The following is a 13951-nucleotide window of genomic DNA, read 5'->3' on the forward strand; positions in this document are numbered from 1 at the left end:
TTATCTTTATCAGCGTTGTTCATTTAAGAATGTTTCTCCTGTTTTCTCAAAAATCTTTCTTATGATAGCTTCTCTTCAGCCGTCATGCTAGGACGAAGATGGTTATAGTCACGCTATCATTTATAGTACTCCTCTATAAATTGTAATGCACACGCGGCATGGTAATTAGCCAAATCCTTCGCAAACTGCTCATCTGGAAATCCTCTATGAAGCAGTTTCAAACCACCCGATAGTAAGGATATATGATGGTGGAAACGGTAGAATAACATCCGATCAGGATCAAGCTTATCGTTCTTTAGATATCGGTAGAAATCCCCAAATCGTATTTCTAAAAAACTATGTTCATGCTCGATATCAAAGAACATTGCCCCCTCAATGTCGATCAAAAAGGGTTCCAGCTTGTCATTCACAAGCACATGGTTTGGACCCAGTTCCCCGTGAATATATCCATACTGCGTTCTTGGTTTGATTCTTGATTCAAGTTCACACAAAATATCCAGTAATTTGTTTTGTTTGACCTGAATGTCCTTCATATATTGTGAAGCATACGTTAACTGTACTTTGGCATTTTCCATTTGCTCGTAATGGCAGTTCTCGGTACCCATCTCACTCTGATCCGCTTTTCCAAAAGTATACCTTTCGTTAGCATGCATACGAGCCAGCATATCCCCCAGCCGTTCAAACACTTTATCCTGAACTCGTGAATCGGAATGATCAAAATAGGATTCTGCCGTTTGTCCGTCCGCATATTCAACAAGCGCATAATCAAATGGATAACGCGTTTTTTCTGTATTTAGATCATAAAGAGCAGGGGTCTTGATTCCATGTTGTTTCAAATACTTGTTATTTAATTCAAAGAGATGACTCCCATAAGAATGTTGATGAATATCATCGTTTTCTATATCTTCTTTAAAATAATTCATGGATAAATCCCATACATACAAAACGCAGATGAATCCATTACTGCACTTAATCTTATAGACCACTTTCTGTGCACCGCCATGCATTTTCGTTACACTGCTAGCTAAATAACCGGTACCAAAAACTTTTTTCAGATAATCCTGTAGATCAGTCTGGTCGAGATGGCATGTAAAGTTCACTAAACAACACTCCAATTTAAGTTTTTGCCGGCAACATCATTGTAAATAAATTCCCTGCCAAAATATAGACTTTTTCTTCGTGAAGGATTATGATGTTGAATAAGGTCTTGAAAAAAATAAATAAAAATCCTTTGGACTCTAGTCCAAAGGATTTTTTTGATGAATGTCCAGTCTACCGGCATTTAATTACGCCTTAAAATTATATAAAGGTTTAATAATCTCTACAATCTCCAGCGCATCCTTCGTATTCTCCAAAATCTCCTCAATTGGTTTATAAGCCATAGGGGCTTCATCGAGCGTTTTGGTACTCACGGAAGAGGTCCACACGTCACGCATTGTATCCTTAAAATCATTCATATGAATGAGGTCTTTCGCACGTGAGCGGCTCATGAGTCTTCCGGCCCCATGGGGAGCAGAATAGTTCCAATCCGGATTTCCTTTTCCAATCGCAATAATGGAACCATCACGCATATTGATTGGAATGATCACTTTTTCACCTTTTTTGGCTGAAATGGCACCCTTTCGAATGATCTTATCTTCTGGATTAATATAGTTATGAATGGTAGTGAATTTGTCTAGGTTCCTGTAGTCAAGCTGCAAAAACTCAGCAATCGCTTTGGACATGCCCTGACGATTCAGCAAAGCAAACTCTTGTGCAGCATACATATCCTCTAGATATTCATCAGCCCCTGCACCTTCGAGAAACATCAGCGGTTTTGGTACTCTGTAGAGTTCCAGCTCCGCGTCATACTTTTGAACAACAGCTGGGAGAGCATCTGTATCCCCAGAAGCACGTAATAAGCGAATTTCTTCTTCGCGCTGCTCCATAAGATCCTGTAACCGGCTTGTGCAATAACGTTCTGCCTTTTTCTGATGGTAAGTTGCCACTTGAAGTCCCAAGTTCCGGCTTCCCGAGTGAATGACCAGAATTTTGTTACCTTCCGAATCTACATTAATCTCTATAAAATGGTTGCCTCCGCCAAGAGAACCAATGCTTCGCTGATGTTTCTCATAGTCTGTACCTGTTTTCTTGGAGATCCGCTTGATCTGTTCCTGGAGAGCAGGTTTCTCCAGTTTATGCATCACCTTTTGATGGATGGAGTGACCATGTGGAACTTTGTGCCTGATAAAATGATCAAGTAGAGCAAAATCAATTTCTATTTTTCCAAGATAGGTTACCTCCATACCACATCCAATATCGACGCCGATGAGATTAGGAACGACCCTACCTTTTAATTGTTGAGTGTAGCCGATAACACAACCTTTTCCGGCATGGGAGTCCGGCATGATACGAACTTTCGCCCCTTCAAAGGCTTTCTGATTACATAGTTCAAGCACTTGGCCGTAGGCCGTTTCCTCCAGGTGTGATGTGAAAATTTTAGCTGTATTATACTTTCCGATCGCTTCAAACATACAAATTCTCCTTATGATTCTCTCGTTATTATAATGAAGAGTATATCATCCGATAATTTCCTTAGTGTAGTTACTAATTACTTTAAAACATTTAATACGTAAGCTCATTCTTTAATAACAAGTCCAAAAATCTTAGTGAATAGAATAGCCTGCGCTGGAGAAATAATACAACCTTGAAGATCTTCAAGCGTGGCACCCAAGTTAAAAAAATCATTGTTACTGAGATCAATTCCCTTAAGGCTTGCTCCAGAGAACTGTGACTCGTTTAACATACAACGATCAAATTCTACCTTTGTAAATTCCGAATGATAGAAGTCTGACTTCAGTAAAGAACAGTTTTCGAAAGACACCTGTTTCATGTTACTGAACCGGAACGTAGCATAATCACCTGCGCAGTCTTGAAATACGATGTTCCGAAGAGTGGCAGCTGTGAGGTCCATCCCGATAATTTTGCAATGTTCAAATCGTACCCGGTGAAGAACTGCCTCATTAAAATCAACATTCGATAAGTCACAGTGAGTGAATACCACATCCGTTAGTTCGGCACTTGGAAAGGATACTTGGCTAAAAGTAACATGGCTAAACTGCATTTGATCAAAAAGGATCTTTTCAGCCGTAACATAGGATATTTCTTGTTCTTCGCATACCGACTGGATCCATTCCGTTCGGTCGTCTATCATTGCACTGGAGAGATCTAGTGTATTTAGCTGATGAGGCAGTTTGGGGCGGATGATTTTGAGTGGAGATTTCTCTGTATTCGACATGGTATAATATTCCTCCTGCGATTTAATGTTTTATGTAAATAAACCTGAGTTTATAGCTATAGAGAAGTGTGCCTTCACGTATTGTAACAAAAACGAGATATCTTTTGATGGGTTAAATGTTCGTAAACATGGTTTGTCTTGTTATAATAGGGGTAACGGAGCATAATAGCGAGTAAGGACGGAACACGATAAACCGTGTGTGATAGCTACGTTTATATTTATAGATAGGGAGTGCTTGTGCAATGAGACAACAATTTCTGATGAGTTCGTGGAAGACGGCGTCCAAGTTAGTATCGTCCTATTTTAAGAAAAGCTGGTCCATTCACGACTATCCTACCGAATATAGACAGATATCTGGACAAGACACGGGAGAGGAACAGTTTCCTTGGGAAGCTCGAATTATGAACTGGTACTGGATGAGCGGAAAAGGACATACGAAGCAAGAAGCATTTAAGGCGTTGCAAGAGAATTTTATGGATTATCAGGCAAAAGGGAATGATCTGCCTAGACCAGGAAGTAAATCAGGAATGGTGTTTACTTCAGTCGATCAGATTAACTATTTAGAGCCAGAAGGTATTATTTTATTCAAAGAGATATTTGGATTGGATTATTACGGCATGTTCATATCGGATGATTCTACGCTGTATGATTTCTGTGATACAAAAGAAAAAGCCCAGCGGAAAATCGCAAAAATTCAGGAGAAGTATGGAATCCGGGTGGAGGATATTACAGGGCTGCGAATTGTGGGTATTCTGGAACGTATGCGGGAAGCAGGCGTGTGAGTGTTTTTATCATAAACGAAAAGACCATCTCATTATAAGGGGGATACTTCTATTGCAGATGCCAACACATATTGTGGCCGCAGGCGGAATTGTCGAAGATGAGAACGAACAAATCTTACTGGTTAAGACATTTCATGGCGGTTGGGTTTTTCCTGGTGGACAAGTAGAGGTTGGAGAGAATCTCATGGATGGTCTACGAAGAGAAGTGGAAGAAGAGAGCGGAATTTCTACTCAGGTCATGCAGCTAATCGGCGTATATTCCAATACAGGGATGAATAAGTGGCATGATGGGATAACAGACGTACCGACGAAGGTCATGTTTGATTTTATATGCAAGCCGGTCGGCGGGGAACTCCGCACCTCGGATGAAACTTCGGAAGTGAAGTGGGTAAAGAAAGATAAGGTTCTCGATTATATTACATCGGGAGCGATCCGTGCTCGGTATGAAGTGTACCTTGAATACAAAGGGACTGTCAGGTATATGGAGTATGTAACAAAACCAGACTTTATAGTAAAGGAGAGCCGAGATATTTAGGGTTCTTCATAGTAATACATAAAATAATGAATAACGGATGTGTTCTTTTTTTATCCATGGTCTCATATCCTGTATGCATAACGCTTTGCATCTGTAATGAATCAAAAACCCGGTCTTCAAGATTTTAATATCTTAAGTCGGGTTTTTATCTTTTTTAGCTGTGATCCTAAAAAAGTTCAGGAGGCAGGATTATGTTTGTAAAAATGTATATCTATCATGTGAACCTTACCCGAATTGCAGAATATGAAAAAATAATGGAGCGAGCTGACAAGCTGTATAAACGGTATGTGAACTATGAACTTTTTTATATGGAAAGTGAAGAAAAACCGGGGAAATTCATTGAAGTTCAAACGTATGCCTCAGAGGAGTTATATGAGATAGGTCATAAGTTAATTAACAAAGATCCTGAATTCATGGATCTATACCAATCTTTTGAAGCCGTACTGGCCCCTCATAACAAGGAGATCCACGAAGAAACACTGCGAGATCATTGAACGGAATAGAAGTTATAGGATAGAAATCTATGAGAATATTATATCGGGAGAGTTTAATAATTTATGAGACGGTTAATTAATAGACATGCGGGAGGTAAGATTACTTTCTGTAAACAAATCCAACATAAGGAGTGATTTCAAATGGCAAATAACAATCGAAATGATAAGATGAGCCGCGAGGAAGCAGGACGTATGGGTGGAGAAGCAACAGCAAAAAATCATGATAAGGAATTCTACCAAGAGATTGGCGAAAAAGGTGGAGAAGCTACATCCAAAAATCATGGTAAAGAGTTTTACCAAGAGATTGGTGAAAAGGGTGGAGAAGCCCGCAGCAACTCTAATAATGATGGTAAAATGAGCCGGGAAGAAGCTGGCCGTAAGGGTGGACAAGCAAGTTCTCGCTCATAATAATGTATTTCCAAAAACTTGATCTATTTAAGTTTAATGTACCAGATTACTTGTGAAAGATAATAGTATTGCTTAACTAGTAAGAGGATGGCTTCTGATAACAATCGGGGGTCATCCTCTTAATCGTGTTTGCTAGGAGATGAAGTTCTCTATATTATTTTATGAAAGCGTTTAATCAAAGGTGGTGGTAAAATAAGGTTGGGTATGAGGAGGTGGCATAAATCACAATGAAAAAGATGCTGTTTGTATATGGATTTTTAATATTCGCCTTTCTAATTTATGTCTTTCAATATAAGGGCAGCTTAAAATGATTGGGTAGAGATGTACTTCCTTATATATTATGTGACCGGTAAGTGATAGGTTTTTCACCTATTACTTACCGGTTTTTTAATTGAGCAATCAAGTTTTCTTATTGTGCAGCTTCCATGTTAACGAATAGAGGAGTTATGGTCTCTGATGAAGAAGCAATTCTTAATATGGGACAGCACCAACGCTCATGTATGGATTTTTCCTATAATACAGGTTGAGGTGATTTAGATGGCAAAACAAACATTTGTGCTTGCACCGGATTCATTTAAAGAAAGTATGACAGCTAAAGAAGTATGTATTGCTATAGAAAAGGGACTGCGCAAATCCTTTCCAGAAGCGAATTATCTGCATGTTCCTATGGCAGATGGAGGCGAAGGTACAGTCCAATCTTTGGTAGATGCAACAGGCGGGAGAATGTTTGAAAAAGAAGTGACAGGTCCTCTAGGGAACCAAGTAACTGCTCAATTCGGAATTATGGGAGACGGCACAACTGCTGCCATTGAAATGGCTTCAGCAAGCGGGATTCACTATGTAACGAAAGATACGAAAAATCCGCTGATTACGACCACCTATGGAACAGGAGAACTAATCCGCGAATGCCTTGATCAAGGTATAAAGAAAATTATTATCGGTATAGGCGGCAGTGCAACCAATGACGGCGGAACAGGTATGGCGGAAGCGCTCGGAGCCAAATTCCTTGATCAGAAAGGGGAAACTCTTCCTCGCGGAGGAGGTAGTCTTGATCGGCTTTGCACCATTGATGTGGCAGAGCTTGATCCCAGACTTCAGGAGGTGGAAATCATCGTTGCCTGTGATGTAACCAATCCACTGTGCGGTGAGAATGGTGCGTCGCATGTCTTTGGTCCACAGAAAGGGGCTACACCTGAAATGGTCCTTCAGTTAGATAACAATCTAGCCCATTATGCGGAAGTAGTGAAGAGCGTGCTGAACAAAGATATCGGTGATGTTCCTGGAGCGGGTGCAGCAGGCGGATTGGGTGCAGGATTACTCATTTTCACAAAATCCACACTTCAAAGAGGCATTGATATTATTATTCAATACACGGGGCTGCGCGAGAAACTTGCTGGGGCGGATTACTGCTTCACAGGAGAAGGGGGAATGGACTTTCAGACCAAATTCGGTAAGACTCCTTACGGCGTGGCCAAAGTTGCAAAAGAAAAGGGAATCCCTGTTATTGCACTCGCTGGTTACATTGGAGAAGGCGTGGAGGTTCTCTATGAAGAAGGGATCGATGCGATTTTTGGTATTGTTCCTGGTGCTCACGAGATTGAAAAACTGCTTGCCGATGGCCCTCGTAATGTCGAACGTACAAGTGAAAATATTGGTAGACTGCTTAGGTTGAAAATCTAAATGGAAGAGCAGAGAAAACAAAGGATAGTAGAACGTGTTTTGCCGATTGAAACGCTAGGTTAACCGCTTTAACGGAGTAGTAACGAAGTATTCGCAATATACTTAGCTTGGTTCCGTTATTTAGATAGCAAGGAATATGAGAACCAATGTCGTATAAGAAGAAGATGTCAGTCACCTCGTGCTTATTTATGGTAACAGACACGAACACCAAACTTCGGCTTTCTGCTTATTCTTGTTAAACTAAAGTACAGGAAAAAAAGGGGATTTGAATGAAATCTATAAGTTTTTTGTGTGGGTCGCTTCTATTGTTTGCTACCATTTTAGTGGCGTGTACCTCTAATTCGCCGATGGGAAGTTCGGAGAAACAGCAGATCGTGGAACATGTGAAGACAGTTGAAGAGAGTGAATTTGATCTTATTTACTTTAACAAATCCTATAGACAATATCATAAAGCTATAGATGAAATTGTAAGTGAAGAATACTGGGCATCTATCCGTAGTGAGATTATATTTGGATATGATAGTAGAGCATACACCCGAGATGATTTGGTGAATATGCCTCAAGAGGAGTACGACAAACATAAAGAACATATGCTTAATTTAATTCATGGAATTGGTATGGAAAAACTTAGTGCAACGGTGCGCATATCGGATGTGTATGAAGGGGAGCAGTCTAATCAAGTCAATATATACACGATTGAAAATAAAGAGTTGAAAGATCAACCATTCAGCGCAACTACTAAGAAGTATACATTGGAGAAGCGTAACGAAAAATGGATTATTACCAAAGTAGAGCAAGATAAATTTAATTATGGAAACGAGCAGACAGCAGAGGAGATGGAAGAGGGAATCAAGGGACTTAATTATCAAATCCATGATGGTAAGGTTATTGGTTACCCGACAGTAATAGTGTTGTCAGGCGTAGGAAAAGTATAGGGTTTAATAGTGACATTGGAATTAACAGGCAGAGGAGGGTCGGTAAAATGAATAAAGAGGTGCTGTTCACAGAAGAACCGGTTTTTGAAACGGAACGAATGATACTTAGAAGATTAGATATGGATGACCTGGAAGAATACTTTAGTTTTTCTTCGGACCCGCTGGTATCGGAACGGACATTATGGGATCGGCATGAATCTACCGAGGACACTCGAGTGTTTTTAGAGAAAGTACAGAGATCGTTTGTAGAAAAGATAGCCTATCGTTGGGCTGTTATTTATAAGCCGGAACGAAGATTGATAGGAAGAATTGGATTTATTCATCTGGACGAGATACATAGCTGTGCAGAAATCGGATATGCTCTTTCTTGTAGATATTGGGGGAAGGGTATCACTACTGAAGGGTTACAAGAAGTAATTAAATATGGAATTAGTCATATGAATATAAACCGGATTGAAGGAAGATGTAATGTAGATAATCTAAGTTCAGCACGGGTTATGAAAAAAGTCGGGATGCAGCAGGAGGGCATACTTCGAGAAAAGTTTCAGATCAAAGGAGAATTTGTGGACCAGATTCAGTTTGCCATGATAAGAAAAGAAGTGGCAACAAGAAATAAGAAAGCTTTAGCCAAGGGGGTAACAACACTTGAAATCGACGATGAAAGTAGCAGGAATGTTTATCCTTTTTGCTCTACTCGCGTATGTGATTGTATCTTATAGTCTTAACACTACGAATTCAAGCCATAACAAGCCTTATGATGGGAAGGAACTCCGCATTGGTATGGTAGGTGAAGCACCCGTGGTACGCGAGAAGCAGGTTACTTTTCATAAAATAAATCTTCAGCAGATGAAGGAAGAAAATAACCATTTGGATGCTATTTTTATTAGTAAAGAATTTTTATCAAAGGCTGCTGCACCAGAGTTTGCAAAAGTATACAAAGAATTAGAGATCCCCGTGTTCTTTTTACAATCCGAGCGGAGTTACGTCCCTTTCTTCTATGAAGAGCTTAGTTATGAAGATGCGCCAGATACATCGGTTGATCTTAGCTATGCAACTGCACTCGTTCCGCAGCAGGGAAATGAAATGGGATACTGGCAGTTTGGAGTCTATAATGACAGGCGGAGTAAAAGAAACATTCAGTCTGCTTACTCCAAGATGTTTGAAGCTATTGATCAAGGAAGTATCAATGAAGAAGAGAAGTAATTGCCCATTAAGAGGATTTAATTAGTCATAAACATATAAAATATTACATAATAATGGTATAATTAGGAATAAGTTGTTTAATCAGGGCTTGAGGGAAAGAGGCAAGTCCTTTTTTATTTTATATAGAGGAGGAGTGCATGCTCATGGATGGAGGAACAGGTGTTTTCAGTATTTTATCTATATTTTTAGTCATTTGGTATATCGTTTGTCTAGGAATAGGTATCTATTGTTTTGTGTTATTCGTGAAACTGGCGCGGAGAGGGATTACTGCGCTTGATATTTACATCGGTAAACATAGGAATCCTAACAATCCTAACAATCGGATAGACCAAGAGTTGTAGTGCTTTAACATATGTAAAATGAAGACATAAATAGTCGCTGTTTAGCCTAGTGCTGAGTGCGGCTGTTTTTTTGTGATAACGATTCGCTTTTCTTTTTTTGAAACAATGCACCTACTGGTAACGTTAATAATCATGTAGAATAAATAGATTCGAGTACATTACATCTTAGAGAGGAACATAAATAAACCATGAATAATAAATGGAAGAACCTAATTTTGATTCTTACCTCCATTTTACTGATCTTTGGAACTATGCAAGCGAAGAAAAAGTATGCTCAGTATCAAAATACGGATCGCTATGTGCTGTCATTAATGAATCGCGAATTAGTAACAAATGGTATGAGTAATTACAGTGAACTAAATCGGCTGTTGAAGGAACTGGATAGAGGCAGTATCTCGATGACTCAGTTTGAGAGTGGACTTCTGGATGTTGTTAAGGATTTGGATAGAGCTGAGCTCGCTGAATACACACTTGCAAATACCCATTGGAATTACACATACGACCAGCCCATTGGTGCAAATGATATCACAGGTTTTTTAACGTATATCTCTTATAAACTGAAATATATTGCTCTTTCGGATAATGATGAGGCTAAAGTGGAAGCTGTGAAAGAACTAAAAGAGATTTTTCTGACGTTGGAAAATAACTTAGATCGAGAGCGCATGATCAGTGGAAATTATCCTTCTATTAAAAATAGTTGGACCGCTGCATTGAAAGCAGTATATAAGGAACATGGCGATTCAGATCTCGTGAAGAGTTTTTTTGAAAACAACGAGAGATATACAAAATAAACAGGTGGATTCATTCAATAAGGGGGAATGACCTCTGATTAGTATTCAGACCGAGATCACGATTGATAGGCCGATACGTTGCTGTTTTGATGCAGCGAGAGATTTGGATCTGCATACCCGAACGGTATGGAAACATACTCACGAGAAGGTCATTTCATCCCCTGGAGGTATAGATGGACAGCTGATCGGGTACGGTGAGATGGTAACCTTTGAGGCAACTCACTTTTTAGTTCGTCAGCAGCTTACATCTAAAGTGGTAGCTTTTGAGCCGCCCTACATGTTTACAGATCAAATGCAGCAAGGCGCGTTCCGCAGCATGACACACATTCACGAGTTTGAAGTCCTTGGTCCAAGTTCAACACGGCTTAGGGACACGCTTTATTTTGAAGCTCCTTATGGATGGGTAGGAAGGCTTGCGGAGCGTTTTATTTTGCAATTATATATGAAAAAATTTCTTGAGTACCGTAATAAGCAATTAAAGAAAATGCTTGAATCTTAGAGAAGGTATAAAGACATGTAAAGCACAGGTAGTTTCTTATATAACTTACTTTACACAAGGAGACGAACTACATAATGACAAGCGGATCAAATGATATCGAAGTTAAACTGTACACGATGTGCGTAGTACGTGGCGGAGATCGAATCTTATTAATGAACCGTCCAAGTGAAAACGGATTTCCAGGATGGATTGCTGCAGGAGGGAAAGTGGACTTTCCCGAGAGTTTAACCGAAGGGGCCATACGCGAAGTAAAGGAAGAAACGGGTCTTACGGTAAGTAATTTAATATATAAAGGTCTTGATGAGTTTGTTGATGTAAACGAGAGATACCGGTATATGGTATTTAACTATATAACGGATACATTTGAAGGAGATTTGCTGGACAATCCTCCTGAAGGAGAACTTCGGTGGATCCCGCTTGATGAACTGGTACACTATCCGATGCAAGATTGGTTTAGAGAAAGACTGACGTATTTTTTTGAAGACGGAACCTTTGAAATTTATGCTCTATGGGATGAAAAGCGTAACGAAACACAAAAGCGAACCATAACAAAATTGTAGGGAGAAAGACAAAAGTGAATCATATTCAGTACGAAGATTTGATCTATCTACTTAGTGGAAACGAAGTACAACAAGCAGCATACCGGGCACTGCAGAAACACCATGTGATGGAGGTTTTATCTCCATACACTCCTATCCTTACAGGAACGATTCCGATAGATATCGATATTGAAGGCAGTGATCTCGATATTATTTGTGAGGTGTATGATTTTTCGGCATTTGAACGACTTTTACGAAGTGAATTTGGAGACTTTCAGGATTTTATCTTGACGGACAAAATAGTGAACGACATCAGGAGAATGAAGGCGAACTTCCGGCTTGAGCAGTTTGAGGTTGAGATATTTGGACAGTCCATTCCGGTCACTAAGCAGAACGCCTATCGTCATATGGTGATCGAAGACCGTATACTCCGTCTTTATAATGAAGATTTTAGGAAGCAAGTTCGTTCACTCAAACGAAAAGGGTACAAAACAGAACCTGCTTTTGCTAAGCTGTTGGATTTAGAAGGAGACCCTTATGAGAGCCTGTTAGAGGTAGAATCATGGGCTGACGAGAAAATTGAAGCAATTGGGTATCTTTCTTTTATAGATAGTTTCCCAAGAGTATATCAATTTAGTGAAAAAAAGAAATACCACTTTCCTTTGAACACGAAAAATATAGAGTATACAGAAGGGGAGGAAGGGTCCGAATTATTTGCTGAAAGATATCATAAAGATCATTCCATACATGTATCACCGGGGAGAAATCGAAACGAAGCACATTTGTTTTTTCGAGGTGCTCATGACTTCACTTGTCGATGCACGATTCTTGATCTTTCTCAGGAACAATCTCCGATTCTTAAGGAGATGGAGGCAAGTATTATCGAAGATTCGAGTGATTATCATTATGAATATTTCGATGGTTTCGATTCCTATGGGGTTATTGAAGTGAAGAACTTTGAGTGGAATACCTATATCACCTCGGATGTTGAGAAGTGGGGTACTGAGTTTTTTGGTTTTATCGAATCTTTTTTGCTTCGATATTTTAATCAGCTTGTCTTTCCCGCGAAAGACATAAAAGCGATAGAGATCTATATGAAACAAACCTTGCCCTTCGCTAAAGCCTTTTATTATGAAGAAGAATTATATTATCGCTTTAAGAATTTCTGGTGACAGAGAGAGGAGGTATTTGTACAGGCATAATGGGACTTCTTGTTAAATGAATAATAGAGAGGAAGATTGCTGATGAACGTAAAAAAACGCAAAGTTTATACTAGAATTCTACTTCTTCTTCCGTTTATTTTGATTATCGTCCTCCTGCCTTTTGCTTATTCAAGTAAAACATATTATCCCGCTGCCCCTTTCTCTACAATAAGTAAAAAAGAAGCGGTTCAAGCATTAGAACCTTCTTCCAAAGAACTGATCTATTTGACAGAAGAGGAAGGTAAGCAATGGTACGGATTTAAGGGCAGCCAAGGTGATGGTGCAGAGGCGGTTATCTCTTTCATGAAGGATAAAGGATGGACGTATCAAACCCAGGAGGGAGCAGGTTATTTCTTTGGCAAGGAAGGAGGAGCAAGCTCCCAGGAGGAAACATCTGCAATCGTGGATAGTGAAAAGTGGACGAGACAATATGTTCTCTATAGCATCCCTGTCCGTCACTTGGAAGAATAAATTGTGAACGTGAACCAATTATATAGTGCTGAAGAGAGTCAGAATAAAAAATAAAAAGACGTGAGGGAATGGATCGCAATGAACGATCACTCCACTCACGTCTTTTTTATCTACAACAAATTAGTTTGTTTTTTTCTTAAAATTCTCTTTCAACAAAGAGAGTGATAGCTCCGCTGTGGAAGAGACGATAAGATCCGCTTTTTGCATCTGAGCAGGTGTACCTACGCCAACCGCATACATACCAGCGGAAAGAATGGACTCGATTCCTGCTTCTGCATCTTCAATGCCGACACAGTCTTCAGGCAGAACGCCAAGTTTAGCAGCACCCGTTAAGAAGATTTCTGGATCAGGTTTCCCTTGTTTAATTAAATTCACATCAACGACATGATTGAAATAGTGGGTAACTCCTAGACGATCCAGAATGAACGGTGCATTCTTACTTGCGGAAGCAAGAGCAATACCTATACCGGCTTCTTGTAACTCTTTTAGCAGCGCTTCAATTCCTGGAAGCAAGTCCGCAGGTGTCACTTTTGCGATCATCTCTTTATAGAGATCGTTTTTCTTTTCAGCAAGTGCTTTTTTCTCTTCATCGGAGTAAGCAGTGTCACCTAGGGACAGGATGAGTTCCAGGGATTCCATCCGGCTGACCCCTTTTAATTTCTCGTTAAATTCCTTATCGAAAAGAAGGTTTAATTCATCAGCTAAACTCTTCCATGCTAAATAATGATATTCTGCTGTATCAGTAATGACCCCGTCGAGGTCGAAAATAACGGCTTTCATTTTTTCTCCACCTT

The 13951-nt window shown here is 39.7% G+C and carries 17 protein-coding genes and 1 pseudogene; 14 read left to right on the plus strand and 4 right to left on the minus strand.

What is annotated here, in order from left to right:
- Nucleotides 1–116 precede the first annotated feature (116 nt).
- From PV403_RS01985 to PV403_RS01995, 3 genes are all read right to left on the minus strand, one after another.
- Complete coding sequence (locus PV403_RS01985) at nucleotides 117–1055, minus strand: aminoglycoside phosphotransferase family protein (RefSeq protein WP_332083784.1); 939 nt, start codon at nucleotides 1053–1055, stop codon at nucleotides 117–119.
- Between the two features lie 231 nt (nucleotides 1056–1286).
- Nucleotides 1287–2513 carry an RtcB family protein gene (locus PV403_RS01990; RefSeq protein ID WP_332083429.1) on the minus strand — a complete coding sequence of 409 codons (1227 nt, stop codon included), beginning with the start codon at nucleotides 2511–2513 and terminating at the stop codon, nucleotides 1287–1289.
- Nucleotides 2514–2617: 104 nt separating this feature from the next.
- On the minus strand, nucleotides 2618–3277 hold the full coding sequence (locus tag PV403_RS01995; protein ID WP_332083430.1) for a pentapeptide repeat-containing protein: 660 nt from the start codon (nucleotides 3275–3277) through the stop codon (nucleotides 2618–2620).
- Between the two features lie 242 nt (nucleotides 3278–3519).
- On the opposite strand from PV403_RS01995, the gene PV403_RS02000 reads away from it, so the two are divergent.
- The 14 genes and pseudogenes from PV403_RS02000 to PV403_RS02070 all read left to right on the plus strand — a co-directional run bounded on the left by PV403_RS02000 (nucleotide 3520) and on the right by PV403_RS02070 (nucleotide 13157).
- Entirely contained in the window at nucleotides 3520–4059 is a 540-nt protein-coding gene (locus PV403_RS02000; protein ID WP_213531910.1) for a hypothetical protein, read from the plus strand.
- Nucleotides 4060–4111: 52 nt separating this feature from the next.
- Nucleotides 4112–4594, plus strand: a complete 483-nt coding sequence (locus tag PV403_RS02005) for an NUDIX hydrolase (RefSeq protein WP_442951727.1) — start codon at nucleotides 4112–4114, stop codon at nucleotides 4592–4594.
- A gap of 191 nt (nucleotides 4595–4785) precedes the next feature.
- Nucleotides 4786–5088 carry a hypothetical protein gene (locus PV403_RS02010; protein WP_332083431.1) on the plus strand — a complete coding sequence of 101 codons (303 nt, stop codon included), beginning with the start codon at nucleotides 4786–4788 and terminating at the stop codon, nucleotides 5086–5088.
- Between the two features lie 141 nt (nucleotides 5089–5229).
- Nucleotides 5230–5493, plus strand: a pseudogene (locus PV403_RS02015) (KGG domain-containing protein); the annotation flags it as partial.
- A gap of 540 nt (nucleotides 5494–6033) precedes the next feature.
- Nucleotides 6034–7176 carry a glycerate kinase family protein gene (locus tag PV403_RS02020; RefSeq protein WP_332083432.1) on the plus strand — a complete coding sequence of 381 codons (1143 nt, stop codon included), beginning with the start codon at nucleotides 6034–6036 and terminating at the stop codon, nucleotides 7174–7176.
- A gap of 269 nt (nucleotides 7177–7445) precedes the next feature.
- Nucleotides 7446–8111 carry a hypothetical protein gene (locus PV403_RS02030; protein WP_332083433.1) on the plus strand — a complete coding sequence of 222 codons (666 nt, stop codon included), beginning with the start codon at nucleotides 7446–7448 and terminating at the stop codon, nucleotides 8109–8111.
- Nucleotides 8112–8158: 47 nt separating this feature from the next.
- A complete protein-coding gene (locus PV403_RS02035) occupies nucleotides 8159–8830 on the plus strand; it encodes a GNAT family N-acetyltransferase (protein WP_332083434.1) in 672 nt (223 codons plus the stop codon).
- Nucleotides 8757–9314: a hypothetical protein gene (locus PV403_RS02040; RefSeq protein WP_332083435.1), complete on the plus strand. Its 558-nt coding sequence runs from the start codon at nucleotides 8757–8759 to the stop codon at nucleotides 9312–9314. Before PV403_RS02035 ends, PV403_RS02040 begins: the two co-directional genes overlap by 74 nt.
- Nucleotides 9315–9451: 137 nt before the next feature.
- The gene (locus tag PV403_RS02045; RefSeq protein ID WP_332083436.1) at nucleotides 9452–9655 is read left to right on the plus strand and encodes a hypothetical protein; all 204 of its coding nucleotides are present in this window, start codon (nucleotides 9452–9454) and stop codon (nucleotides 9653–9655) included.
- Between the two features lie 188 nt (nucleotides 9656–9843).
- The gene (locus tag PV403_RS02050) at nucleotides 9844–10446 is read left to right on the plus strand and encodes a hypothetical protein (RefSeq protein ID WP_332083437.1); all 603 of its coding nucleotides are present in this window, start codon (nucleotides 9844–9846) and stop codon (nucleotides 10444–10446) included.
- Nucleotides 10447–10549: 103 nt separating this feature from the next.
- On the plus strand, nucleotides 10550–10945 hold the full coding sequence (locus PV403_RS02055; protein ID WP_332083438.1) for an SRPBCC family protein: 396 nt from the start codon (nucleotides 10550–10552) through the stop codon (nucleotides 10943–10945).
- Nucleotides 10946–11019: 74 nt separating this feature from the next.
- Nucleotides 11020–11505: an 8-oxo-dGTP diphosphatase gene (locus PV403_RS02060; RefSeq protein ID WP_332083439.1), complete on the plus strand. Its 486-nt coding sequence runs from the start codon at nucleotides 11020–11022 to the stop codon at nucleotides 11503–11505.
- 14 nt (nucleotides 11506–11519) lie between these two features.
- Entirely contained in the window at nucleotides 11520–12656 is a 1137-nt protein-coding gene (locus PV403_RS02065; protein WP_332083440.1) for a DUF4269 domain-containing protein, read from the plus strand.
- 72 nt (nucleotides 12657–12728) lie between these two features.
- Entirely contained in the window at nucleotides 12729–13157 is a 429-nt protein-coding gene (locus tag PV403_RS02070; RefSeq protein ID WP_332083441.1) for a hypothetical protein, read from the plus strand.
- A 120-nt stretch (nucleotides 13158–13277) separates the two neighbouring features.
- Here PV403_RS02070 and pgmB read toward each other — a convergent pair whose 3' ends face one another.
- Entirely contained in the window at nucleotides 13278–13937 is a 660-nt protein-coding gene (gene pgmB / locus PV403_RS02075; RefSeq protein ID WP_332083442.1) for a beta-phosphoglucomutase, read from the minus strand.
- Nucleotides 13938–13951: the final 14 nt, after the last annotated feature.

Origin of the sequence: Paenibacillus sp. GYB006 (assembly GCF_036577645.1) — a bacterium.
In the GTDB taxonomy this organism is placed as follows: Bacteria; Bacillota; Bacilli; order Paenibacillales; family Paenibacillaceae; genus Paenibacillus.